22 protein-coding genes and 1 pseudogene are annotated in these 22841 nt (G+C 73.0%); 11 read left to right on the top strand and 12 right to left on the bottom strand.

Features of this window, described 5'->3' with window-relative positions:
* Positions 1-168: 168 nt before the first annotated feature.
* Positions 169-762 carry a hypothetical protein gene (locus tag VFL99_RS03680; RefSeq protein ID WP_325104976.1) on the top strand — a complete coding sequence of 198 codons (594 nt, stop codon included), beginning with the start codon at positions 169-171 and terminating at the stop codon, positions 760-762.
* A gap of 90 nt (positions 763-852) precedes the next feature.
* On the opposite strand, the gene ilvA is transcribed toward VFL99_RS03680, so the two are convergent.
* Genes ilvA through VFL99_RS03665 form a run of 3 tightly spaced genes read right to left on the bottom strand, consistent with a single transcriptional unit; the run spans position 853 to position 4386 of the window.
* Positions 853-2076 (bottom strand): threonine ammonia-lyase, encoded by a 1224-nt coding sequence (gene ilvA / locus VFL99_RS03675; RefSeq protein WP_325104975.1) that lies wholly within the window; start codon positions 2074-2076, stop codon positions 853-855.
* 37 nt (positions 2077-2113) lie between these two features.
* Positions 2114-3307: a cystathionine gamma-synthase gene (locus VFL99_RS03670; RefSeq protein WP_325104974.1), complete on the bottom strand. Its 1194-nt coding sequence runs from the start codon at positions 3305-3307 to the stop codon at positions 2114-2116.
* Positions 3308-3336: 29 nt separating this feature from the next.
* A complete protein-coding gene (locus VFL99_RS03665; RefSeq protein ID WP_325104973.1) occupies positions 3337-4386 on the bottom strand; it encodes a LacI family DNA-binding transcriptional regulator in 1050 nt (349 codons plus the stop codon).
* Between the two features lie 114 nt (positions 4387-4500).
* On the opposite strand from VFL99_RS03665, the gene VFL99_RS03660 reads away from it, so the two are divergent.
* Positions 4501-5724 carry a multidrug effflux MFS transporter gene (locus VFL99_RS03660; RefSeq protein WP_325104972.1) on the top strand — a complete coding sequence of 408 codons (1224 nt, stop codon included), beginning with the start codon at positions 4501-4503 and terminating at the stop codon, positions 5722-5724.
* Between the two features lie 97 nt (positions 5725-5821).
* Positions 5822-6238 carry a hypothetical protein gene (locus VFL99_RS03655; protein ID WP_325104971.1) on the top strand — a complete coding sequence of 139 codons (417 nt, stop codon included), beginning with the start codon at positions 5822-5824 and terminating at the stop codon, positions 6236-6238.
* A 99-nt stretch (positions 6239-6337) separates the two neighbouring features.
* Here the strand turns inward: VFL99_RS03655 and VFL99_RS03650 are convergent, their stop codons facing one another.
* Together VFL99_RS03650 and VFL99_RS03645 are read right to left on the bottom strand one after the other, a co-directional pair.
* Entirely contained in the window at positions 6338-7108 is a 771-nt protein-coding gene (locus tag VFL99_RS03650) for an anti-sigma factor family protein (RefSeq protein WP_325104970.1), read from the bottom strand.
* Positions 7105-7608 (bottom strand): annotated as a pseudogene (locus tag VFL99_RS03645) (sigma-70 family RNA polymerase sigma factor); the annotation flags it as partial. The pseudogene VFL99_RS03645 and the gene VFL99_RS03650, both read right to left, overlap by 4 nt.
* A 336-nt stretch (positions 7609-7944) precedes the next feature.
* Between VFL99_RS03645 and VFL99_RS03640 the strand changes: the two are divergent.
* Together VFL99_RS03640 and msrA are read left to right on the top strand one after the other, a co-directional pair.
* Positions 7945-9378, top strand: coding sequence for a glycoside hydrolase family 10 protein (locus VFL99_RS03640; protein WP_325104969.1), 1434 nt, complete (start codon positions 7945-7947; stop codon positions 9376-9378).
* A gap of 67 nt (positions 9379-9445) precedes the next feature.
* A complete protein-coding gene (msrA, locus tag VFL99_RS03635; protein ID WP_325104968.1) occupies positions 9446-10156 on the top strand; it encodes a peptide-methionine (S)-S-oxide reductase MsrA in 711 nt (236 codons plus the stop codon).
* Between the two features lie 9 nt (positions 10157-10165).
* Here msrA and VFL99_RS03630 read toward each other — a convergent pair whose 3' ends face one another.
* Both VFL99_RS03630 and VFL99_RS03625 read right to left on the bottom strand, forming a co-directional pair.
* The gene (locus tag VFL99_RS03630; protein WP_325104967.1) at positions 10166-10849 is read right to left on the bottom strand and encodes an endonuclease V; all 684 of its coding nucleotides are present in this window, start codon (positions 10847-10849) and stop codon (positions 10166-10168) included.
* Positions 10850-10887: 38 nt separating this feature from the next.
* Entirely contained in the window at positions 10888-11208 is a 321-nt protein-coding gene (locus VFL99_RS03625) for a putative quinol monooxygenase (protein ID WP_325105004.1), read from the bottom strand.
* Positions 11209-11372: 164 nt separating this feature from the next.
* On the opposite strand from VFL99_RS03625, the gene VFL99_RS03620 reads away from it, so the two are divergent.
* From VFL99_RS03620 to VFL99_RS03605, 4 genes are all read left to right on the top strand, one after another.
* Positions 11373-12149 (top strand): IclR family transcriptional regulator, encoded by a 777-nt coding sequence (locus VFL99_RS03620; RefSeq protein ID WP_325104966.1) that lies wholly within the window; start codon positions 11373-11375, stop codon positions 12147-12149.
* Between the two features lie 119 nt (positions 12150-12268).
* On the top strand, positions 12269-12886 hold the full coding sequence (locus tag VFL99_RS03615; protein WP_325104965.1) for a hypothetical protein: 618 nt from the start codon (positions 12269-12271) through the stop codon (positions 12884-12886).
* Positions 12886-14451: a GMC family oxidoreductase gene (locus VFL99_RS03610; protein ID WP_325104964.1), complete on the top strand. Its 1566-nt coding sequence runs from the start codon at positions 12886-12888 to the stop codon at positions 14449-14451. Before VFL99_RS03615 ends, VFL99_RS03610 begins: the two co-directional genes overlap by 1 nt.
* Positions 14452-14459: 8 nt before the next feature.
* Entirely contained in the window at positions 14460-17294 is a 2835-nt protein-coding gene (locus VFL99_RS03605; protein ID WP_325104963.1) for an FAD-binding and (Fe-S)-binding domain-containing protein, read from the top strand.
* A 16-nt stretch (positions 17295-17310) separates the two neighbouring features.
* On the opposite strand, the gene VFL99_RS03600 is transcribed toward VFL99_RS03605, so the two are convergent.
* Complete coding sequence (locus tag VFL99_RS03600; protein WP_325104962.1) at positions 17311-17709, bottom strand: pyridoxamine 5'-phosphate oxidase family protein; 399 nt, start codon at positions 17707-17709, stop codon at positions 17311-17313.
* A gap of 39 nt (positions 17710-17748) precedes the next feature.
* On the bottom strand, positions 17749-19389 hold the full coding sequence (locus VFL99_RS03595) for a N,N-dimethylformamidase beta subunit family domain-containing protein (RefSeq protein ID WP_325104961.1): 1641 nt from the start codon (positions 19387-19389) through the stop codon (positions 17749-17751).
* A 120-nt stretch (positions 19390-19509) separates the two neighbouring features.
* Between VFL99_RS03595 and VFL99_RS03590 the strand changes: the two genes are divergently transcribed.
* Both VFL99_RS03590 and VFL99_RS03585 read left to right on the top strand, forming a co-directional pair.
* On the top strand, positions 19510-20019 hold the full coding sequence (locus VFL99_RS03590) for an Hsp20/alpha crystallin family protein (protein WP_325104960.1): 510 nt from the start codon (positions 19510-19512) through the stop codon (positions 20017-20019).
* A 152-nt stretch (positions 20020-20171) separates the two neighbouring features.
* Complete coding sequence (locus tag VFL99_RS03585) at positions 20172-20396, top strand: hypothetical protein (RefSeq protein ID WP_325104959.1); 225 nt, start codon at positions 20172-20174, stop codon at positions 20394-20396.
* 82 nt (positions 20397-20478) lie between these two features.
* Here the strand turns inward: VFL99_RS03585 and VFL99_RS03580 are convergent, their stop codons facing one another.
* The 3 genes from VFL99_RS03580 to VFL99_RS03570 form a co-directional block, all read right to left on the bottom strand.
* Positions 20479-21105 carry a YigZ family protein gene (locus tag VFL99_RS03580; protein WP_325104958.1) on the bottom strand — a complete coding sequence of 209 codons (627 nt, stop codon included), beginning with the start codon at positions 21103-21105 and terminating at the stop codon, positions 20479-20481.
* 237 nt (positions 21106-21342) lie between these two features.
* Complete coding sequence (locus VFL99_RS03575) at positions 21343-21864, bottom strand: hypothetical protein (protein WP_325104957.1); 522 nt, start codon at positions 21862-21864, stop codon at positions 21343-21345.
* A 150-nt stretch (positions 21865-22014) separates the two neighbouring features.
* On the bottom strand, positions 22015-22841 hold an 827-nt coding region (locus VFL99_RS03570), incomplete at its 5' end, for an LLM class flavin-dependent oxidoreductase (protein WP_325104956.1).

Below are 22841 nucleotides of genomic sequence, written 5' to 3'. Positions count from 1 at the left end.
GGAGCCGGCCCCGAAGGCGATCTGGCAGGACAGGACCTTGGCCCCTACTGGGCCGAACTGGCCGGTGTCACCGTCATACCGGGCCACGAAGACGGGCTCGGCGAGGCGGCCAACCCGCCGCGCACACCGGGTGGGACGTTCCCACCGGATCAGGAAAGGGTGAGAACCGTGCGAGCGATCATTGACCGCCTCATCTCGTGGATGGGCCTGGTGCTGGCCATCGTGTTGCTGGTTGCCGGAGGCATGCTGACCTGGGCACACAACTTCATCGGCGACCAGGTCCAGCAGCAGCTGTCCTCGCAGAAGATCACGATGCCAGCTGGGCCGGCCCTGACGACACCGGAGATGAGGCAGCACCTGGGCCAGTACGCCGGCCAGCCGATGACGACCGGCCCGCAGGCCAAGGCCTACGCCGACTACTACATCGCCGCGCACGTCGCGGAGGCCTCCGGCGGCAAGTCCTACGCCCAGGTGTCGACCGAGCAGATGGCCGCGGCCAAGGCCGACCCGACCTCGGCGCAGACCGCGAAGCTGAGTGAGCTCAAGAACACGATGTTCATGGGCGAGACGCTGCGCGGCCTGCTGCTGTACGCCTACGCGTTCGCGACGATCGGCACCATCGCGGGTTACGCCGCCGTCGGCGCGTACGTCGGCGGGGTGCTGGTGCTCCTGCTCGCCGGGCTCGGCCTGCTGCACGCCCGCCGCGCACAGACCGCCGTGAGCACCGTCGCACCGCCGCTCGGCACGGTGCGCACCGCGTAGCTCGAACCGGGCAGTTCGACCGGAGTTGCGGGAGTGACGCGCCCTCGCGGGGGCGCGTCACTCCCGTCGACAGGTCACTGCAGCAACGGGTCACTCCAGCAACAGGTGGTAGCCCCGGCCCTCCAGCGTCCGGGTCAGCTGGGCACAGTGGTCCGGCCCCCGGGTCTCGACCTCGATGCCGATCTCCACTTCATCCACGCGCAGCCGGGCACCGGTGCGGATGTGCCCGACCTCCAGGACGTTCGCGTCGGCCTCGGCCAGCGTGTTGAGCAGCCCCGCGAGGGAACCCGGCTTGTCCGGGACGCGCACCCGGAACTGCAGGTAGCGCCCGGCGGCGGCCAGTCCGTGCCGGATGATCCGCAGCAGCAGGACCGGGTCGATGTTGCCGCCGGAGAGCACCGCCACGACGGGGCCGGCATACCGCCCCTCACCGGCGTCGAGCAGGTGGGCGACGGCCGCCGCGCCGGCCGGCTCGACGACGAGCTTGGCCCGCTCGAGCAGGAAGAGCAGGGCACGCGAGAGCGTCTCCTCCCCCACGGTCTCCACCGCGTCGACGAGCTCGCTGACGATCGCGTAGGGCACCTGCCCGGGCAGCCCGACCGCGATGCCGTCGGCCATGGTCTGCATCCGCTCGGCCGGGACCGGGTGACCGGCGTCGAGCGACCGCGGCCAGGCGGCGGCCTGCTCGGCCTGCACCCCGATGACCTGCACGTCCGGGCGCCGCGCCTTGACCACCGTGGCGATCCCCGCGATCAGGCCTCCCCCGCCGGTACTCACCACGATGGTGGACACGTCGGGGACCTGCTCGAGGATCTCGAGCCCACAGGTGCCCTGCCCCGCGACGATGTCGGGGTGGTCGAACGGGTGGATCAGGACCGCCCCCGTCTCCTCCTCGATCTGGCGGGCGCGCTCGAGCCCCTCGTCGATCGTCTGCCCGAGCTGCTCGACGGTGGCGCCGTAGCCCTTGGTGGCGAGCAGCTTGGGCATCGGCGCTCCGTGCGGCATGACCACCGTCGCCTTGAGTCCGAGCAGCCGGGCCGCGAGCGCCACTCCCTGCGCGTGGTTGCCCGCGCTGGCGCAGACGACGCCGCGGGCCTTCTCCTCATCACTGAGCCGGGACATGCGGGTGTAGGCGCCCCGGATCTTGAACGAGCCTGCCCGCTGGAGGTTTTCGCACTTGAGGAAGGTGGGGGCGCCGACCCGATCGCTCAGTGCCCGGCTGGACTGCATCGGCGTGGGGCTCACGACGCCCTCCAGCGCCGCGCGCGCCGCGACGACGTCGTCCTGGGTCACTGGCAGCGCGGTCCCGGCCATGAGGTCACGCTAGTGGCCGGGACCGCGCGGCGCCCGGTCAGGCCGACGCGGTGGACAGAGCCCGGTCGAGGTCGTCGACCAGGTCGTCGGCGTCCTCGATGCCGACCGACAGACGGATCAGGTCGGCCGGGACCTCCAGTTCGGTGCCCCGCACGCTGGCGTGGGTCATCCGGGCCGGGTGCTCGATGAGCGACTCCACCCCGCCGAGGGACTCCCCGAGGGTCCAGACCTGGGTGGCGCCGCAGGTCTTGACCGCCGCCTCCTCGCCGGCTCCGACCTGGAAGCTCACCATCCCGCCGAAGCGCCGCATCTGCCGGGCGGCGACCTCGTGCCCGGGGTGGTCCGACAGGCCCGGGTAGTGCACGGCCGTGACGGCGGGGTGGCCCTGCAGGAACTCCACCACCTTCTCGGCGTTGTCGCAGTGCCGCTCCATCCGGACGGCCAGGGTCTTCAGGCCGCGCAGCACCAGCCAGGAGTCGAACGGCCCGGCCACCGCGCCCATCGAGTTCTGGTGGAACGCAAGCCGATCGGCGGCGTCCGCAAAACCCTCGACCGCGACGTCGGGGGCCACGACGACTGCTCCGCCCACGACGTCGCTGTGCCCGCCGCAGTACTTGGTCGTCGAGTGGGTGACCAGGTCGGCGCCGTGCGCGATCGGCTGCTGCAGGTAGGGCGAGGCGAACGTGTTGTCCACGGCGAGCAGGGCGCCGGCCTCGTGCGCGACCTCGGCCAGGGCCCGGATGTCAGCGATGCCGAGCAGCGGGTTCGTGGGTGTCTCGACCCACACCATCCTGGTGCGTCCGGGACGGATCGCCGCGCGGACGGCCTCGGGGTCGGCGATGGCCACGGGGGTGTGTTCCACACCCCACGGCCGGGCGACCTTGTCGACCAACCGGTAGGTGCCGCCATACGCGTCGGAGGGGATGACCAGGTGGTCCCCGGGCTGCAGCAGCGACCGGATGACGGTGTCCTGCCCGGCCAGTCCCGAGGCGAACGCGAACCCGCGCGCCCCGCCCTCGAGCGCGGCGAGGCACTCCTCGAGCGCGGTGCGGGTCGGGTTGGCCGACCGCGAGTACTCATAGCCCTCCCGCAGGCCGCCGACGCCGTCCTGCTTGTAGGTCGACGTCTGGTAGATCGCCGGGACCACCGCCCCGGTGCGCGGGTCGGGCTCCTGCCCGGCGTGGATGGCGCGGGTGGAGAACCCGCCGGCGCGGCTGTCGTGGTCAGTCATGGACCTCAGGCTACGGGGCCCTCATCCCGTCATCCGCGGGCCTCCACCCGCGGCGCGGGGCAGCCGCACGACGCCCGTCGGACCAGTTCGAACTCCGCCGGAAGGTGCTCCTCGGGCTGCCGCTGGCCGAGGACGCGGGCGTGGATGCGGGCCACCGCGAGCCGCCCGATCGGCGCGGTGAGGGGCCGCAGGGTGGTCAGTCCCGGGCTGAGGTAGCGCGAGGTGCGGATGTCGCCGATGCCGACGACGGCGATCTGCTCGGGCACGATGGCGCCGCGGGCCTGCAGCGCGCGCACGAGCGCCACGGCGGTGATGTCGCTGGCGCAGACGATGCCGTCGAGCTTGACCCGCCGGTGCAGCACCTCCTGGGCCACCTGGATCCCGCCGCGCTCGGTCAGCGGCACCCGCAACGGCGGCCGGCGCAGCCGCAGCCCGGCGGCCGCGTGGGCGAGCCGGAAGCCGCGGTAGTGCTGGGCGAGCGTGGCGGTCGCGTCCGGATCCCCCACGAAGGTGAGGTGCTGCCGGCCGTGCTGCAGCAGGTGGTCGGTCAGCCGCCGTGTCGCCGGGGTGATCTCGGTGCCGCCGACGCAGATGCAGTCGCGCATGACCGGCCGGCCGAGCAGTGCCACGGGGCGCACCCGGGCGAGCGCCGCAGCGGCCGGGTCCGGCAGCGTCCCGTCCGCGAGGAGGAACCCGTCGACCCGGTCCACCAGCGTGTTGAGCAGCGAGGTCGCATCGCGCCGGCCGGCCGTGGTCAGCACCGTGAGCTGGAGCCCCCGCTCGGCCGCGGCCGTCTCGCAGCCGCGCCACAGCTCGAGCATGCCGGGGGTGACCAGGTCGGGCAGGACCACCGCCAGCATCCCGTGCTGCAGGATCGGGGCGACCGACCGACGCGGCGGGCGGTAGCCGAGCTCGACGGCAGCCTGGCGCACCCGCGCGGCGGTGGCACGGGCCCCGGGCCCCCGGCCGCTGAGCACCCGCGACACCGTGGCCGGCGAGACCCCCGCACGCCGGGCCACGTCGTGCATCGTCGCGATGCGCTCGTCGTCCGGCTCCACCATGCGTTCGCGTCCTCCCACGGATGGGCTGCTCGGGTAGCCCACCCACGCCGCAGCATGCCAAACCGCACGGGGCGCGTCAGCCGCTGCCACCTAGACTCGGGCGCATGGCCACCCGCGACGCCCCGCGGCCCGGTGAGCCACACCCCTGAACGGCGGTCGCGCCGCCTCGCGACGCTGGTGGTGCTCGGCGGGCTGAGCGCCTTCGCCCCGCTGTCGATCGACATGTACCTGCCGGCCCTGCCGGAGATCACCCGCGAGCTGCACACGGACGCCACCGCGGTGCAGCTCACCCTCACCGGCTGCCTCGTGGGCCTGGGCCTGGGACAGGCCCTCGCCGGGCCGCTGAGCGACACCCTCGGCCGCCGGCGCCCGCTCCTGGTCAGCCTCGTGCTGTATGCCGTCGCGTCCGTCCTGTGCGCCCTCGCCCCGACCGTCCCCACGCTGGTCGTCCTGCGCGTGGCGCAGGGCCTCGCGGGTGCGGTGGGTATCGTCGTCGCCCGGGCGGTGATCCGCGACCTGCGCTCGGGGCGCGCGCTGGCGCGGCTGTTCGCCATGGTGATGATGGTCAACGGCCTCGCCCCGATCCTCGCGCCGGTGATCGGCGCCCAGCTCTTGCGCGTGGCCTCCTGGCGGGTGCTCTTCCTCGTCCTGTCCGTGCTCGGTGCCCTGCTGCTGGTGGGGGTCCTCGTGTGGCTGCCGGAGTCGCTCCCGCCCGAGCGTCGCCGACCGGGCAGCATCACCCGGACGCTGCGCACGTTCGCGTCACTGGCCCGCGACCGCCGGTTCACCGGCTACCTGCTCACGGTGGGGTTCAGCTTCGGCACGATGTTCGCTTACATCTCGGCCTCCCCGTTCGTGCTCCAGAACCAGCACCACCTCAGCGCCCAGCAGTTCAGCCTGGTCTTCGGGACCAACGGCTTGGGCATCGTGGCGTGTTCGCAGCTCAGCGGCCTGCTCGTGGACCGGATCCGTCCGCGGACGATCCTGCGCACCGGCGTGGCGATCCAGACCTGCGCCGCCGCCGGCGTGCTGCTGGCCGCGCCGCACGGCCCGCTGTGGGCGGTCCTGCTGACCCTCTTCGTCTCCGTGGCGACCTTCGGGCTGGTCACCCCGAACGCCACGGCACTCGCCCTCGCCGAGCACGGCACCCAGGCCGGCACCGCCTCGGCCGCCCTCGGCACGTTCCAGTTCCTCGTCGGCGGCCTGGTCCCGGTCTGGCTCGGCATCGGTGGGATGAGCCAGAGCCTCGCGATGGGGGTGGTCATGGTCGCGCTGGCCGCCGGCTCGCTCCTCGCCTGCTTCGGGGTGGCCGGCTCGTGGTTCGGCCGGTCGCGGCTCGCGGAGTCCGCCGGCTGAACCGGCCTCCGGGTGCCGGCCGGTGCTCGCCACGGGGCAACCTCAGGTCGACCGCGCCTGCGGTGAACCGGCGAGGGGCGGTCTGCGTTCCTCAGTCATGTTTGCCCTTGCGCTCCGGGTTCTGACCGCCGCCGCCGTCATCGCGTCGGCCGTCGTCCACCTCCAGGTGTGGTTCGCCGGGTTCCGGACGATTCCGGTCATCGGGCCGCTGTTCCTGCTCAACGTCATCGGCGGTTTCGCGATCGGCCTCGCGGTGCTTGCGTGGCGCCACTGGCTGCCGTTGCTCGCGTCGGTGGGCTTCGGGGTCGCGACGCTGGCGGCGTTCGTGGTGTCCGCGACCGTGGGCCTGTTCGGCGTGCACGAGACCTGGACCGGCACCGCGCAGGTGCTCGGCGAGGTCACCGAGGTGGTGGCGGTCGTCGCCGGTCTGGCGGCCATCGCCGTGCTGTCGGGGCGCCGTGGCGCGTCGCGTCCGTGGGTCACCGTCGAGCGCCGGCACCGGCCCGCCGGTTGACGAGCGTGCCGGGGTGGCCCTGCCCCGGCCCAGGATGCGGACCTCCCGAACGGGGAGGTCCGCATCCGCACGTATCGGGGTTGTTCAGCTCCAGGTTGTTCAGCCGGCGAGCTCGAGCAGCGGGTGCCCCGAGGCGGCCCGCACCTGGACGCTGGCGATGTCCGCACGCGACCAGGACGTCGCACCGGTCACCGTGATCGTCTTGCCCGGTACCGCCTGCCAGGTCGCCACACGCTGCAGCTGACCGCTGCGCGACCGGACGACGAGCTCGTATGCCGGCCCCGCACCGGTGCCGCCGGCGGCCCCACCTGAGGAGCCGTAGCCCGGCCCGCCACCGGTCGAGGCCGTGGTGGCCGGGTAGGTGCAGCGCAGGTCGAGCCGGGTGCCCCAGGCGACCTGTTCCATCGCCAGGTCCGCGCGCAGCGGCGTGCTGCCGACGACGGTCATCGCGGTGGAGTGCGCGGCGCCCCGGCCGGAGGGGCTGCCGGTTCCGGTACCCGACTGGGCCGTGCTCGCCCCGTGGTCACCGGGGGCACCAGTGAGGGTGAGGCCGCCGACGCTCAACGCGGTCGCCACGGCGGCCGCCGCCGCGGCCGTGAGCCACCGGCGCCGCCGCTCCCGCGCCCGCACGGCGCCGATCAGCCTGGGCAGCAACGTGTCCGGCACCGGACCCGCCGGCCGCGCCTCGGCCACCTCCCGCGGCACCGTGGCCAGCAGCCCGGGCAGCCCGGCCAGCTCCTGGACCGCCTCGGCGCAGTCCGGGCACTCGCGCACGTGTGCCTCGAAGTCGTGGCGCTCCTGAGGTGAGAGGGCACCGAGCACGTACGCGCCGGCATACTCACCGAACTCGTCACGGGTGTGCTCGTTCACCGGACCTCCCCCAGCTCTTCCAGGGCGAGCCGCAGGGCTCGCAGGGCGTAGTGCGTGCGGGACTTCACGGTGCCCGGCGGGATGCCGAGGTGCAACGCCGCCTGTGCCACCGACTGGCCCCGGTAGTAGCACTCGACGAGTACCTCGCGGTGCTCGGCGGACAGGCGGTCCAAGGCCTCGGCGACGACCCACGACTGCAGCAGCCGGTCGGTGCCGTCGCCGTCCCCGTCCGGATCCGGCTCGGGAAGCTGGTCGGTCGCCACCTCGCGGTGGGCCCGCTGCGCGCGCCACTCGTCGACGACCAGGTGCCGGGCGACGGTGAACAGCCAGGCGCGCGCCGAACGCTGGGACTGGTCGAGCACCTCCGGGTGGCGCCACGCGCGCAGCAGCACCTCCTGGACGACGTCCTGGGCGTGCGTGCGGTCGCCGGTGAGGCGCACGCAGTACGCCCACAGCGCGCTGGCGTGCTCATCGTGCAGCGCGCGCATCAACTCACCCTGGTCGGCGCTCGTGGCGGGACCGCCTCCTCCGGTCGCAACCGGTTGCCTGCGCCACCTGCAGCAGGCACTGAGGAAACGGTGTGGCGCCCCGGATGGTTCACCGGCGGCCAGCTCGACCGCCACGGGGCGCCCTCGCGAGACCTGTCCGAATCGGCCGGAAGGTGGTAGGAAAGTCGCATGCATACCGTGAACCGTCGTGACTTTCTTGCTGGCGCGGCGGGGGTGGCGACGCTCGCTGCGGTGTCCGGGGGCCTTCTCCCGGCTGCTTCGGCCGCCCCGCACCGTGCCGCCCACTGCTCCCCCGACCCACGTGCGCCGAAGCACCAGCTCCGTGGCATGTGGATCGCCACGGTGGTCAACATCGACTGGCCGAGCCGTCCCGGGCTCTCCCCCGAACAGCAACAGGCCGAACTGGTTTCGCTCTACGACACCGCGGTGGCCCGCGGCTACAACACGGTCGTCCTCCAAGTCCGGCCCACGGCCGACGCCTTCTGGCCGTCCCACCACGAGCCCTGGTCGAAGTACCTCACGGGAACGCAGGGCGAGGACCCGGGCTACGACCCGCTGGCGTTCGCGGTCGAGCAGGCCCACGCCCGCAACCTCACGCTGCACGGCTGGTTCAACCCCTACCGGGTGAGCATGGGAACGGATCTGGACGCCCTCGCGCCCACGCACCCGGCCCGCCAGCACCCGGACTGGGTCGTCCGCTACGGCCCGAAGCTCTACTACAACCCGGGGATCCCCGAGGTCCGCCGGTTCACCATCGCCGCGATCATGGACGCGGTCTCCCGCTACGACCTCGACGGTGTCCACTTCGACGACTACTTCTACCCCTATCCGATCGGCAACGAGGAGTTCCCGGACGAGGAGACCTACACCGCCTACGGCGCGGGCTTCGAGGACAAGGCCGAATGGCGACGCGACAACATCAACCGGCTCATCACCGAGCTGGCGGCCACCATCCACCGGGCCAAGCCGCACGTGCAGTTCGGGGTGAGCCCGTTCGCGGTGTGGCGCAACGTGGCCACCGACCCCCTCGGCTCGGACACCACGGCCGGCGCCGAGTGCTACGACGACCTGTATGCCGACACGCGCCGGTGGGTGCGCGAGGAGTGGCTGGACTACATCGCGCCCCAGGTCTACTGGGCGGAGGGGTTCGCGCCCGCCGACTACGACGTGCTCGTGGACTGGTGGGCCCGCCAGCTGCGCGAGTCCGGCTCGCACACGCGCCTGTACATCGGCCAGGCGACCTACAAGGTCGGCATCTCCACCCAGTCCCCGGAGTGGATCGACGACCCCCAGGAGATGTCCCACCACCTGACGTTCAACCAGCAGTACCCAGAGGTCAGCGGGGACATCTTCTACAACGCCTCGTCGGTCGTCGCCGACCTGCTCGGCGCCACAAGCTTGGTCACCACGGAGCACTACCAGCACCCGGCCCTCCAACCGACCATGCCCTGGCTCGACCGGCACCCGCCCACCCCGGTGGCGCAGCTGCGTGCCGAGGCACGCGACGGTGCCGTCCACCTCTCGTGGCGCGCGACCGGTCGGCCAGCCCGCACGTATGCCGTGTACCGCTTCCCGGGCCGGCAGCGGCCGGCCGCCTGCGAGTTCGTCGACGCGCGGCACCTGGTCGCGCTGGTCCCAGCCGGGGGTGGAGGCCGTGCCCAGTGGGCGGACCCCGCTGCCCCGAGAGCACCCAGCACGTATGCCGTCACGGCCGTTGACGAGCTGGGCAACGAGAGCAGGTGGCAGCTCGCGACCGTGTGATCGGCAGGTGGGGGGCACCACCGGGCGGGGGGGCGCGGGCGGTGAGCGCGCGACATACGATCGAGGTATGGCGCTCTTCGGCACTCCCCGCACGCTTCCCACCCGCGACGAGGCGCTCCCCGGGCGGCCCGACCCGCTGCCGGGCATCCCGGACCGGCACGAGGTGCTCGGCACGTCGATGCACGGCCCGTGGCCGGAGGGCACGCAGGTCCTCTACGTCGCGATGGGCTGCTTCTGGGGCGCCGAACGGATCTTCTGGCGGCTGCCCGGAGTCGTGACCACGGCCGCGGGCTACCTCGGCGGCTACACGCCCAACCCGACCTACGAGGAGGTGTGCACCGGACGCACCGGCCACGCGGAGGCGGTGCTGGTCGCCTACGACCCGGCGCAGACCTCGGCCGAGCAGTTGCTGAAGGCGTTCTGGGAGAACCACGACCCGACGCAGGGCCATCGGCAGGGCAACGACCGGGGCACGCAGTACCGGTCGGCGATCTACTGGACCACCGACGAACAGGAGCAGGCCGCTCGGGCCACCCGTGCGGCCTTCCAGAAGGTGCTCTCCGACAACGGATTCGGTGAGATCACCACCGAGCTGCGCCCCGCGGCCGGCGCGGACGGAGCAGGTCCGTTCTACTACGCGGAGGGCTACCACCAGCAGTACCTGCACAAGAACCCCGGTGGCTACTGCAACCACGGACCGAATGGCATGACGTGCCCGACCGGCCTGCTTCGCCAGGACCAGGTGCCGGCGCAGCAGGACATCGTGCCGCCGCGCTGAGCGCGGCGATCACGCTCCCCGCGCGCGCCGGGCCAGCTCCCGGGCACCGCGCAGCGGCTCGGGAGTGCGCCGGTGGGCCACAGCCAGCACGACGTCCACGGCGGTCGGCAGGTCGGTGCGCCACCCGGGGTGGACGGCGAGCGGCCGGGTGCCGGGGCGGGTGCGCAGCCAGCAGCCGACCACGTGCTCACCCACCCGCAGGGGGCTCTGTGCGCCGCGGTCGTCCGCCGGCCACTCGCCCGCGGCGACGAGCGGCCGGTGCGTGACCCCGATCGTCGGCAGCCCGAGGGCCCAGCCGAGGTGGAGGGCCAGACCCGCGGCCCGGGGGTGGTCCCGCGCGGTGGCGTCGAGGAGCAGCACGTCCGGTGGATCGGCCAGGCGTTGCACGACCTCTGCCAGGAGCGGCCCGGCGCGCAGGGCCATCAGCCCGGCGACGTAGGGGCCGCCCGCGGCTCCGGTCAGCAGGGCCCGCTCGACGACCCGCCCCGCGTCCATGACGACCGCGGCCGCCCAGGCCGGGTCGCCGGCCCGGCCGCGACCGGTCTCTCCCCGCGGGAAGCACACCCAAGCCGCACCGGTGCGCAGCGGCTCGGGCGGCTGCCATGCCTCGGGCCGCAGGCGCGCGAGTCGGTGCTGCAGCTCCACGAGCCGGTCCGCAGTCCGCGGCCACGTCTCCCGCTGTTCAGCAGGCACCGGCTCGCCGTGTCCCGCCGGCCGGACCGTTCACCGCGTCAGCGCACCGCCATCTCGCCGAGCTCGTCCCAGCCGTCCCCCTCGAGCTGGACGTTGCGGATGCGCGGCGTCTCCTGCAGGTAGCGCGGGAGCTCCGCCGTCGCCTTCTGGAAGGGCTCGCTGCTCACGTGCGGCACGGCGCCGTCATCGGCGAATGCCTCGAGCAGGACGTACTCGTTCGGGTCCTCCAGGCTCCGGGACCAGTCGAACCACAGGTTGCCAGGCTCCTTCCGGGTCGCCTCGGTGAACTCTCGGGTGAGCTCCGGCCAGGCGTCAGCGTGCTCGGGCTTCACCCTGAAACGGGCGGCGATGAAGATCATGTCGTCCTCCACGGGGTCGGGGGTGGTCCTCGCCCTCACCTTCGCACAGCCGGTGCCGACCACGACCCGGTCTCTCTCGCCACACGAGAATGCCCGGCGGCGACCCTGATCCTGAGGTTTTCTAGGCTGGCCGCAGAGGCGGTCAGGACGAAGGTGGGTGTGGCATGTCGAGCACGGACGCGACGCGGCTGGGGGCCGTCCAGCGGGCGCTCACCGTGCTGGAGGTCGTGGCCCGCCACGGTGGCGCGAGCGCCAAGGAGGTCGCGGAGGCGTCGGGGCTGCCGCTGCCGACGGTCTACCGCCTGGCCGGTGAGCTGATCGCCGGTGACTACCTGGTCCACATCAAGGACGAGAAGCGCTTCGAGCTGGGATACAAGCTGCACCAGCTCGGCGTCTCGTTGCACCAGCAGATCGGCGTTCCCCGTCTGGTGCGGCAGGAGATCACCGCACTGCACCAGGCCACCGGCACGGCGGCCTACCTCGCCATCCACCGTGGCGCGCAGATCGTCGTGGTCTTCGTGGCCGACGCGCCCGCCTGTCCGCGCCTGCGGCCCATGGAGTTCGGCTTCCACGAGGCGCCACACGCGACCGCGTTCGGCAAGATCCTGTTGAGCAACATGTCCGACGAGCAGCGCCGGCTGCACCTCGGCCCCGGGGAGCTGCCGGCGTTCACCCCGGCGACCATCGTCGACCGCGGCGCCCTGGCCGAACAGCTGGCCCAGGTCGCCGACAGCGGCATCGCCTGGGAGCACGGGGAGTTCCTGCGCGGCAGCACCTGCGCCGCCGCCGTCGTCCGCGGAGAGAGCGGTGTCCTGATCGGCTCGGTCGCCGTCTCCGCACCGCACGCGCGGTTCCGCCGGGGCCGCAAGGCCCTCGAGCAGCACCTGCGCACCACGGCCTCCCGCGTGAGCCGGTTCTACCGCTCCGGTCGCACCGCCTGAGTCGTTCTCACCTCCTGATAACGGCTCTAGGGTGGCGTGATGGGCCTTCGTAGAGTGACGCCACCTTCCCTCTCCCGGTCCGTCACCGGGCCGGCTCCCACGTCACCAGGAGGCGCGCGATGGTCACGCCCGACCACGACTCCGACACCGATGTCCTGAAGGTGAGCGACGACGCGAGGGCCACCCTGGTCCACGCCCTTCGCGTCGCCTTCCCCCACGATTCCTTTCCCGACGGTCCCTACGAGCGCACGGCGGACGCCGTCATCGCCGCGGCCGGCAGCTCGACCTGGTCGCGCATGTCGCTCGTGCAGGGGTTGTCGAGCCTCGATGCCCTGGCCGGAGGATCCTTCGCCGAGCTGTCCGAGAGGGACGGCACGCGGATCCTGCTGCACATCCAGGACACCGAGTTCTTCAACCTGCTCCGCCGCACCGCCGTGGTCGCGCTCTACGACGACCACGAGGTGTGGGACCTGCTCGGCTACGAGGGTCCCGCCTTCGACCAGGGCGGATACCTGCACCGCGGGTTCGACGACCTGGACTGGCTGCCGGACGTGCGGATCGAGGAGTACGACGGGCCGGAGGAGCAGGTGGAGGTGGCGCTGCCCGGCTTCGTCGGGGCCGACGCTGCCGCCAACGTGCACCCGCACTCCTACCCGGGCCGGCTGCGGACCAGGGCGGGCCAGATGGGCAGCGACCGCGCAGCGCGACGCGGCGCGAAGCAGGAAGGAGCGAAGTGATGGCACCCATCGCCCAGGACGAGGCAGCCGTCGTCGTCATCGGTTCGGGCGCCGGCGGTGGGACCGTCGCCCACGAGCTGACGACCCGTGGCGTGGACGTCGTCCTGCTCGAGGCGGGGCCGTACCTGCGCGGCGAGGACTACGAGAACGACGAGTGGAAGGCCTTCAACCAGATGGCCTGGCTCGACCCGCGGACCACGTCGGGGTCGTGGCGGATCGTGCGCGACTTCCCCAACCTCCCCGCGTGGATCGTCAAGGCGGTCGGTGGCTCGACGACGCACTGGTCCGGCGCGACTCCCCGCTTCCATGAGTACGAGTTCCGGGACCGGTCGACCTACGGCCGCCTGGACGGTGCCAACCTGCTCGACTGGCCGCTCGACCTGGGGGACCTGGCGCCGTACTACGACCGGGCCGAGCAGGCGATGGGGTCCACCCACCGGCACGGCCGGCCGCCGCTGCCGGCGAACAACAACTACAAGGTCTTCGCCAACGGCGCCGAGAAGATCGGCTACCGGTTCTATGCCACCGGGCCCTACGCGACGAATGCCGAGCCCTACGACGGTCGCCCGGCCTCCATCCAGGACGGCTTCAACTTCCAGGGCGACAAGAACGGGTCGAAGTGGTCCACCGCGGTCCGCGAGATCCCCCGTGCGCTGGAGACGGGGCACCTCGACCTGCGCATCGAGTGCCAGGCCGTGCAGATCACCCACGACGCGCAGGGCCGGGCCGATGCGGTGCTCTACGTCGACGGCGACGGGAACCTGCACCGGCAGGCCGTCCGACTGGTCTGCGTGGCGGGCAACTCCATCGAGACGCCGCGCCTGCTGCTGATGAGTGCCAGCTCGCTCTTCCCGGACGGGCTCGCGAACAGCTCCGGACAGGTGGGGCGCAACTACATGCGCCACCTCACCGGCTCGGTGTATGCCCGGTTCGACAAGCCTGTGCACATGTACCGCGGCGAGACGATGGCGGGCATCATCGCCGATGAGGCGCGCCACGACACCAGCCGGGGGTTCGCGGGTGGCTACTACCTGGAGACCCTCTCCCTCGGACCGGCCTTCCTGGCCAGCTTCGTCGAACCGGGCAGCTGGGGTCGCGACTTCACCACGATCATGGACGCCTACGAGAACACGGCCGGGCTGTGGATCGTCGGCGAGGACATGCCGCAGGAGTCCAACCGGGTCACCCTGAACACCGACATGACCGACCGGTTCGGCTTGCCGGTCCCGCACGTGCACTTCGACGACCACGTCAACGACGTCGCGATGCGCGAGCACGCCTACCGCCAGGCGGACCGGCTCTACGAGGCCGTGGGCGCGGTCGGCACGCACCACACCCCGCCGTATCCCTCGACGCACAACCTCGGCACCTGCCGGATGAGCTCGCAGCCGGAGGACGGCGTGGTCGACCAGTTCGGCCGATCCCACGACGTGCCCAACCTCTTTGTCAGCGACGGCTCAGTCTTCACCACGGGCGCCGCGGCCAACCCGACGCTGACGATCGTGGCGCTGGCCATGCGCCAGTCGGACTTCCTGCTCGACCAGATGGCCAAGGGCGAGCTCTGACGCGGCCGATGGAGCCGAGGGACAGCGACGCGTCTCCCGGGCCCGCTGCCACGGAGCGGCTGGCCCGGGAGCTGGCGTCGGTGCTGGGCGCCGAGCAGGTCAGCCGGCGGGCGGTCGACCGCTACGGCCACGCGCACGACGCCTCCCACTACCTGCTCGTCCCGCACACGCTGGTCACGCCCCGGGACACCGGCGACGTGGCGGCCGTGCTGCAGGCCTGTTCCCGGCTGGGCGTGCCGCTGACCTTCCGCTCGGGCGGCACCAGCCTGTCCGGGCAGGCAGTGACCGACCAGGTCATGGTCGACACCCGACGCCGGTTCCGCGGCCTCGAGGTGCTCGACGAGGGCCGGCGCGTGCGGGTCCAACCGGGCGTCACCGTCGCCGCGGTCAACGCACAGCTGGCGCGGTGGGGACGCCGGCTCGGGCCGGACCCCGCGAGCGAACGCGCCTGCACCATCGGCGGGGTCGTGGCCAACAACTCCTCCGGCATGCAGTGCGGCACCGAGCTCAACACCTACCGCACGCTCGAGTCCATGGTCCTGGTGCTGCCGAGCGGCACCGTCATCGACTCCGGTGCCGACGATGCCGACCGGCAGCTCCGGGAACGCGAACCGGAACTCCACGACGGGCTGCTGCGCCTGCGCCGCCGGGTGCTGGACAACCCGGACTCGGTGTCCCGGATCCGGCACCAGTTCTCGATGAAGAACACGATGGGCTACGGCCTCAACGCGTTCCTGGACCACGAGGAACCGGTCGACCTCCTCACGCACCTGCTGGTCGGCAGCGAGGGGACCCTCGGCTTCGTCGCGGAGGCGACCTTCCGCACGGTCGAGGTGCTCCCCCACGCCGCGACCGGGCTCCTGGTCTTCCAGGACCTCGAGATCGCGACCGCGGCAGTACCCCAGGTGCTGGAGAGCGGCACCGCCACCGCCGAGCTGCTCGACGCGGCCTCGTTGCGCGTGTCCCAGCAGGACCCCGCCTGCCCGCGCGTGATCCGCGAGCTGGAGGTCCGCGCGCACGCCGCACTGCTCGTGGAGTTCCAGGGCACCACGGCCGAGCAGCGTGACGAGCGGCAGCACGCCGCCGGGCCGACCCTGAAAGAGCTGCCCCTGGCCACCCCGTTCGCCCTGACGACGGATCCAGCGGACCGGGCCGCGTTGTGGCACACCCGCAAGGGTCTCTACAGCGCCGTGGCCTGGGCCCGCCCGAGCGGTGCCAACGCGTTGCTGGAGGATGTCGTCGTCCCCGTCGACCGGCTCGGGGCGACCTGCACCGAGCTGACCCGACTGTTCCAGCGGCACCACTACGAGGACCCCGTGGTCTTCGGCCACGCCCGCGACGGCAACGTGCACTTCCTGCTCAACGAGCGCTTCGACGACGAGGCCCTCATGCGCCGCTATGAGGAGTTCACCGAGGACATGGTGGACCTCGTCCTCGGGGAGGGTGGCTCGCTCAAGGCCGAGCACGGCACCGGGCGCATCATGGCCCCGTTCGTGCGGCGGCAGTACGGCGACGAGCTCTACGAGGTCATGTGGTCGCTCAAGCGGCTGGTCGACCCCGCCGGGCTGCTCAACCCCGGCTCGGTACTCTCCGACGACCCCCGCTCCTACCTGCGCGACCTGAAGACCGCCGACCCGGTCGAGGAGGAGGTCGACCGGTGCGTGGAGTGCGGCTACTGCGAGCCGGTGTGCCCCAGCCGTGACCTGACCACCACGCCACGGCAGCGCATCGTCCTCCGGCGCGAGCTGGCCGCGGCCGCCCGTCGGGGCGACACCACCCTGGTGCGGGAGCTGGCCGCCGACTACGACTACGACGCGGTCCAGACCTGTGCCGTCGACGGCATGTGCCAGACGGCCTGCCCCGTGCGGATCAACACCGGCGACCTCGTCCGCCGGCTCCGGGTGGAGGAGGTCACCACCGCCACCGACCAGCTCTGGCGCGGGGCCGCCTTCGGATGGGGGGCGGCGACCCGGGCCGGCTCCTGGGCGCTCGACGCGGCAGCAGCCCTGCCCGCGCAGGTCCCCGTGACCGCGACGCGGCTCGCCCGGACGGTGGCCGGGTCCGACCACGTGCCCTTGTATGACGCGCGCCTCCCGGGCGGCGGCCGTCGCCGACCGCGGTACGAGCCGCGCGAGCCGCAGGCCGTGCTGTTCGCCGCGTGCATCGGCAGTATGTTCGGTCCCGAGCCCGGCGGGGAGGGCGTCACCGCTGCCCTGGTCGAGCTCTGTGTCCGTGCCGGGGTGCCGCTGCGCACCCCTGCCGACCTCGACGCCCTGTGCTGCGGAACCCCTTGGAAGTCCAAGGGACTCGCGGCAGGCCACGACGCGATGCGGCGCAAGGTGGTCCCCGCGCTGCGCCGGGCGACCGAGGACGGACGGCTGCCGGTCGTGGTCGATGCCGGCTCCTGCACCCAGGGACTCACCGAGCTGATCGCCGGCGCGGCCGATGGGAGCGGCCTGTCCGTCGTCGACGCCACGAGCTTCGTGGTGGACCGGGTGCTGGCCCGGCTCACCGTGACCAGGCCCTGGGAGTCGATCGCGCTGCACCCGACCTGCTCCTCGACCGCACTCGGGACCACCGGGGCGATGGAGACGATCGCCCGGGCCGTCTCCGACGACGTGGTGGTGCCGACCGCTTGGGGCTGTTGCGGATTTGCCGGGGACCGCGGGCTGCTGCACCCGGAGCTGACCGCCGCGGCCACCGGCCCGGAGGCCGCGGAGGTCCGCACGCGAGAGTTCGCGGCATACGCGTCGGTCAACCGCACGTGTGAGATCGGGATGACCCGCGCCACGGGCCGTCCCTACCGACACGTCCTGGAGCTGCTCGCCGAGGCGACCCGCTGAGGGGCTGCCGGAACGGTCAGACGCTCGGTGCGGAGGCCGGGAGGTCGACGGGCAGGCAGTCGGAGCCGCAGCCCGAGGCCGACACCCCGCCACCGGGGCGTTCGTGCGGGCGGTGCCGCACCGCGCGGGTGGGCGCGATGGTGACACCGGCGTCGGCGACCGAGGCCACCCCGTCGACGATCAGGGAGTGCCCGTCGGGGTCGGACGGCGGGTAGAGCAGCGAGACCTTCGGCCGCTCCGTGGCGTTCGTTCTGCTGCGCGACCCCACCTCGTCGACCACGACGGCGTCACCGACGACGCGCGGGGCGGTGGCCACGGCGTGCGGTCCGCCGTCCGCGGTCACGGTCACCAGGTAGGCGAACCCGTAGCCGGCGACCACGTCGGCCAAGGACTCGGTGGACACGTCCTCACCCATGGCCCCACGGTAGTTCAACGCGATCCGGGGAGCAGCCGTTCACGGCAGGGTGTAGTACCCGCCGGTGCCGGTCCGCGTGGACGCGGAGGCGTGCAGCGCCGCGAGGTCGCCGCGAGCCGGGTGCGCGTGCCCCATCGGCCCGGCGGCCATGGCGGCGAACAGGTTCGTCGTGACGCGCCGCACGAACTGCGACGTCCGGGCGTCGATGCCTTCGACCGGGCTGGGGCCCCGCAGGGCACGGACCCACAGCATCGTCCCGGTGTCCACGACGCCGGCGCCCGACGCGGTCGTGTAGTAGGTCAGGTCCGAGAAGGTCGGTCCGGTGTCGTCGCAGGCGACCGGCGAGTGGGCCGCCACCTGCAGGTTCCGCGGTGTCCCGGGGATCGGGTAGGCGCGGTCGATCTCGGTGCCGACGAGCCCGGCATACGAGCTCCCGGCGCGCGCAGCGGTTCCGCGGAAGAGGAAGAAACCGGGGTCGCGCACGACCATCGGCCCGTGTGCGGGAAAGCACTCGTAGAGCTGGCCGGTCAGGCTGTTCTCCGGATCGGCGTGCGGTGGCTGGCGCCACATCGCCGTCGTGTCCACCGCGTCGTGCACCGGGTCGGCCACCGCCGCGTCCGCCTTGTAGCCCACCAGCATCCGGTCGGCTCCGTGCAGCCCGGGGGCGAAGCGGACCCGCCAGTAGTCGGCGTTCGCGCCGAGGAACGCCACGTTGGTCCCGCGGCCGCGCGCCGCCTCGACGTGGCGGCGCATCGGGACGGTCCAGTACTCGTCGTGCCCCATCGACACCACGCCGCGGGCGCCGGCCAGGAGCCGCGGGAAGCGGTCCAGGTCGAGGCTCGTCACGTAGGCGAGCGCCAGCCCCTGCCGCTCGGCCCGCTGGATGGTGGCCGCCTCGAAGTTGAGCAGCTCGGTGGCGCCGTTGCCGTCGTAGGGTCGGTCGAAGCTCACCCGGTAGGCCCGGCGCCCGTCCGTGCCGCGGTAGAGCGAGTAGCCGCCCCAGTCGTTGTACGCCTCGTAGGTGGTCACCGCGTTGACGAGCACCACCGCGCCGGCCGTCGTCGTCGAGCGGACGGTGAGGGGCACGTACTTCTCCGAGCCGTCCGCCGCGCGCAGCAGCAGCAGGTAGGTGCCGGGGGGCCAGCCTTTCGTGGAGACGGTCAGGGACGGCGTCCACGGAGCGACGACGGTGCGGTCGGCCAGCAGCCGCGCCCCCGCCTGCCGGCCGGGGCGAAAGGGCCGCGAGCGCCAGACCAACCGGGCACCCTTGCCGTGGTACCAGCCGAGCCGGAAGGCCCGCGCCGTCACGCTCCCGCGGGTGCAGGAGACGAACAACCGGAACTGTTGCCCGGGCAGGACACTGACGTGGTCGGCATACCCGGCAAGGGCGTGCTCACCCGCCACCTTGCCCGGGGGGATCCGCCAGGCCGTCGATCCGGGCCGGGCGTTCTCGCGCCGGGTCCATGCCGCCGACCCGGGGCGGGGCGGCGGACGGACCCCGAAGTGTCGAGCCGAAGGACTGCCGCTGGCCGAGGCGCCGGCACCGTGCCGCGGCGGCGAGCCCGCCGCGCTTGCGCCCGGCGGCACGCGCCCGCTCCACCAGGCACCCGCGAGGGCCGCGGCAACCAGGAGGGCCACCGCGACCGCGACGACGCGCCAGTGGGGGCGCAGGACCGACACGGCCCGATGCTAGGGCGCTCACCCTGACGACACGCTGAACCGGGAATTGAGTTAACCCGACTCAAGTTGTACCCGGTGAACGGTCCGGGAGGTCCGGACCAGACCTCATCGAGGAGAGACATGGAACGCATGCTGGTGACCCGGCGCGACCCGTTCAGTGAGCTGACGGCGTTCGACGCCATGATGCGGCGGGCCTTCCCCACCGCCGTCCGCCCGACCGTCGGCTTCACCCCCGCGGCCGAGGTGCACAAGGAGGGCGAGGACGCGGTGGTCCGGCTCGAGCTGCCGGGCATGGACCTGGACAACGACGTGACCGTCGAGGTCGACCGGGGCCGCCTGGTCGTGCGCGGTGAGCGCCGCGACGAGCGCGCCGATGACACCGAGGGCCGCTCCCTGCGCGAGATCCGCTACGGCTCCTTCCGCCGCAGCTTCACCCTGCCCGAGCACGTCAGCGCCGACGCGGTGAGCGCGTCCTACGACCAGGGCGTCCTGACCGTGCGGGTCGCCGGTGCGTATGCCGGCACCGAGCCGCGCCGGATCGCCGTCACCTCGGCGGCCCCGGCCGTGGAGAGCCCGGCCTCCGAGCCCGAGTCCGAGGGCGCCGAGCCGCAGTCCGAGCAGGAGGGCTGAACCGGGCCGGGCCTCGCGCCCACGCCACCCGACCGCCACGACGGGCCCGTGCCACCTCGGCGCGGGCCCGTCGGCGCGAGCCTGTCGGCGCAGGCCCGTCCTCGCGCCGACGCCCGGCTGCGGCGGTCTCTGGCCCGAGGGGAGACTGGGGCATGATCCTGATCCTCGGGCTGAAGACGTACCTCACCGTCGTCGACACCTTCGTCACGACGTGTGAGACCTGCGGCGCCCGAGCGGCGCACGAGGTGGCCAGGCAGGTGCGCAAGCTGACCTTCTTCTTTCTCCCGCTGTTCCCCGTCAGCACCTCGTATGTCGACACGTGCCTCGCGTGCGGCCGGCGCAAGAAGGTGCCCAAGGAGCAGGCGGTCAGCCACTGAGTCACCGCCCCCGATCATTGTGACGTTCTGGCTGCTGGGGCGACCAGAACGCCACAATGATCGGCGGCGACGATCTGCCCGCTCAGACGTCGACCCAGACCTCGGCGACCGGCACCGGAGTCGTCGTGCCGCCGGTCAGTGCGGCGACGGTGGCGGCCACCTGGTCCGCACGCTCGGGGGCGACGGCGATCCGGAAGGTGACGTGCTCGGCATACTGCACGTCCTGCACGGTCGCGTCAGTCAGCCGCAGCTCGTGCTCCAGCCGGCCGGCGACCGCATGGTCCGCCTCGACCTCGAGGAGCTGCCGGAGCTGGCGCTCCTGGATCCGCACCGTGTCCAGCGCGGCGCGCACCGCGTCGGCATAGGCGCGCGACAACCCGCCGGTGCCGAGCAGCACCCCGCCGAACCACCGCGTCACGACGGCGGCCACGTCGGTGATCCCGTGTCCCCGCAGCACCTCGAGCATGGGCGCGCCGGCCGTGCCGGACGGTTCGCCGTCGTCACTGGAGCGTTCGAGCTCTGCGCGCGGCCCGATGACGAAGGCCGAACAGTGGTGCCCCGCGTCGGGATACGCCCGGCGGCACCGGTCGAGCACGGCGCGGGCGGCGTCCTCGCTCTCCACCCGCTCGAGGGTGCACCGGAACCGCGAGCGCCGGACCTCGGTCTCCGCCGAGCCGGGGCCGGCGACGGTGCGGTAGGTGGACGACACCCGGCGAGGCTAACGCCCGCGCCGACCCGGCGTTGCTGCGGACCCGGCCCGGCGTTGTTGCTGACCCGACCCGGCGTCGCTGCGGACCCGACCCGGCGTTGTTGCTGAAGGGTCGCCGCTCGCGGGGACCGCGATCCTTCAGCAACAGTGCGAGGAGCTGGTCGGCCGTCGACCGATCACCGCAGCCGAGCAACGATCACCTGCACCGGCTGGGTCACCGGCGGGGCCACCGGCCGGTCACTGTCCGGGGGCCAGGTGACCGTACTGCACGTGGAAGTGGAAGGTCTGCCCGCAGCCGAGGGCGGGGCTCTGCAGCAGCCGCACCGTGATCGGACGCGTGGTGAGGACCGGTGGGGAGGTCTGGCCGGAGTCGGCGGATTCCCCCACCGACCAGGTGCACAGCGCACCGGGGCCGGTCGCGACGTACCAGAAGGCGTCGCTGACCGGCAGCGACCCGGCCGACGTCCACGTGCCGTTGTTCAGCAGGCTCACGTGTAGGCGGACGGCACCCTCGTACCGGCTCGTGCGGCGGACGCTGAGCCACGCCCGGGTCGTGGCCAGCTCGGTGCGCGCGATCACCACCTGTTTCGGTCTGCTGTGCGCGGCCCCGGCGCCCGGCACGGCGTCCTCAGCCCGCGCTTGGCTGACGGCCCGACTCGTCGGCTGGCTTGCGCCCGGCGCAGCGAGGGCACTGGGGACCGCGACGGCGGCCGCCGCCACGGCGAGTCCCACGGTGAGTGAAGGCAACGGAATTCTCATGACGACCACCTCTGGTCCGTTGCCCGGCGACGGTCTCGCCGGGACGAGCCGCGCCAGGTGCGGACCATCGGGAGCGGCCCTGTCCTGTTGACGCCGGTAGGGGCTCCCAGGTTGAGAGGCGGCGCCCGCTGGCTCGGCCCGTCTCAGCCCTCAGGTTCCCGCGAGCTCGCGCACCACGGGCGCGAAGAGGTCGGCGAACTCACCCGACACACTGAGGTAGCTGATGCCGGTGCGCTCGCGCATCGCGCGGAGCTGCTCGGCCGCCTCGGCGGGGTCGTCGCCGACCACGGTGACCGCGCCGCGGCGGAGCAGGTCCTCGGCCGTCAGTCCCATGCGCTGGCTGATCCAGTCCGGCAGCCGGGAACCCACGCCCGAGAGCTGCAGGTTGAGCTCGAGGGCGTCGGCCCGCTCGCCCGCCGCCGCCCGCACCCGGCCGACCACCTCGTCCAGCTGCTCGGCACCCGCGGTGGGCGGCACGGCCAGGGCGAGCGTGTCGGCATACCGTCCCGCGAGGCGCAGCATCCGGGAACCGGCACCGGCGACGACGAGGCGAGGCCGGTCCTGCTGCTCGCGCAGGCGCGCGAGCACCCGCTCGACGCGGTCCACCCGCTCGCCCGGTGTCCCCCACTCCATGCCGAGCAGTTCGGCGTCGTGCTCGCCGCCCGGCCGACCGGCACCGATGCCCAGCTCCAGCCGATCGCCGGAGAGCCGCTGCACGGTTACCGCGTCACGGGTCACCTGGCCGACGGTGCGGTATGCCGACGCGAGCACCCAGGTGCCCACACGCAGCGTGGTCGTGGCCACGGCGGCGGCGGTGAGGGCGGGGAACGGCGACGGGGTCGCCATCGTGTCGGGCACGAGGAGGGTGGAGTAGCCGAGCTGCTCCAGACGTCGTGCCGTCGTGGTCCAGCCCGCGCCGTCGGCGGGGCCGGCGACGACGGCGCCGAACCGGAAGGGTCGCTGTCGGTGGCTGGTCA

The organism is Segeticoccus sp. (assembly GCF_035708005.1).
Note: the sequence above shows the minus strand (reverse complement) of the source record. Positions and strands in the feature narration are given on the sequence as shown.

Bases quoted from the DNA above. Each gene is read 5' to 3' on its own strand.
- VFL99_RS03590 (WP_325104960.1), top strand. From the start codon at position 19,510: ATGGAACGCATGCTGGTGACCCGGCGCGACCCGTTCAGTGAGCTGACG.
- VFL99_RS03585 (WP_325104959.1), top strand. From the start codon at position 20,172: ATGATCCTGATCCTCGGGCTGAAGACGTACCTCACCGTCGTCGACACC.
- VFL99_RS03575 (WP_325104957.1), bottom strand. From the start codon at position 21,864: ATGAGAATTCCGTTGCCTTCACTCACCGTGGGACTCGCCGTGGCGGCG.
- VFL99_RS03620 (WP_325104966.1), top strand. From the start codon at position 11,373: ATGTCGAGCACGGACGCGACGCGGCTGGGGGCCGTCCAGCGGGCGCTC.
- VFL99_RS03615 (WP_325104965.1), top strand. From the start codon at position 12,269: ATGGTCACGCCCGACCACGACTCCGACACCGATGTCCTGAAGGTGAGC.
- VFL99_RS03625 (WP_325105004.1), bottom strand. From the start codon at position 11,208: ATGATCTTCATCGCCGCCCGTTTCAGGGTGAAGCCCGAGCACGCTGAC.
- VFL99_RS03655 (WP_325104971.1), top strand. From the start codon at position 5,822: ATGTTTGCCCTTGCGCTCCGGGTTCTGACCGCCGCCGCCGTCATCGCG.
- VFL99_RS03605 (WP_325104963.1), top strand. From the start codon at position 14,460: ATGGAGCCGAGGGACAGCGACGCGTCTCCCGGGCCCGCTGCCACGGAG.
- VFL99_RS03610 (WP_325104964.1), top strand. From the start codon at position 12,886: ATGGCACCCATCGCCCAGGACGAGGCAGCCGTCGTCGTCATCGGTTCG.
- VFL99_RS03600 (WP_325104962.1), bottom strand. From the start codon at position 17,709: ATGGGTGAGGACGTGTCCACCGAGTCCTTGGCCGACGTGGTCGCCGGC.
- msrA (WP_325104968.1), top strand. From the start codon at position 9,446: ATGGCGCTCTTCGGCACTCCCCGCACGCTTCCCACCCGCGACGAGGCG.
- VFL99_RS03670 (WP_325104974.1), bottom strand. From the start codon at position 3,307: ATGACTGACCACGACAGCCGCGCCGGCGGGTTCTCCACCCGCGCCATC.
- VFL99_RS03640 (WP_325104969.1), top strand. From the start codon at position 7,945: ATGTGGATCGCCACGGTGGTCAACATCGACTGGCCGAGCCGTCCCGGG.
- ilvA (WP_325104975.1), bottom strand. From the start codon at position 2,076: ATGGCCGGGACCGCGCTGCCAGTGACCCAGGACGACGTCGTCGCGGCG.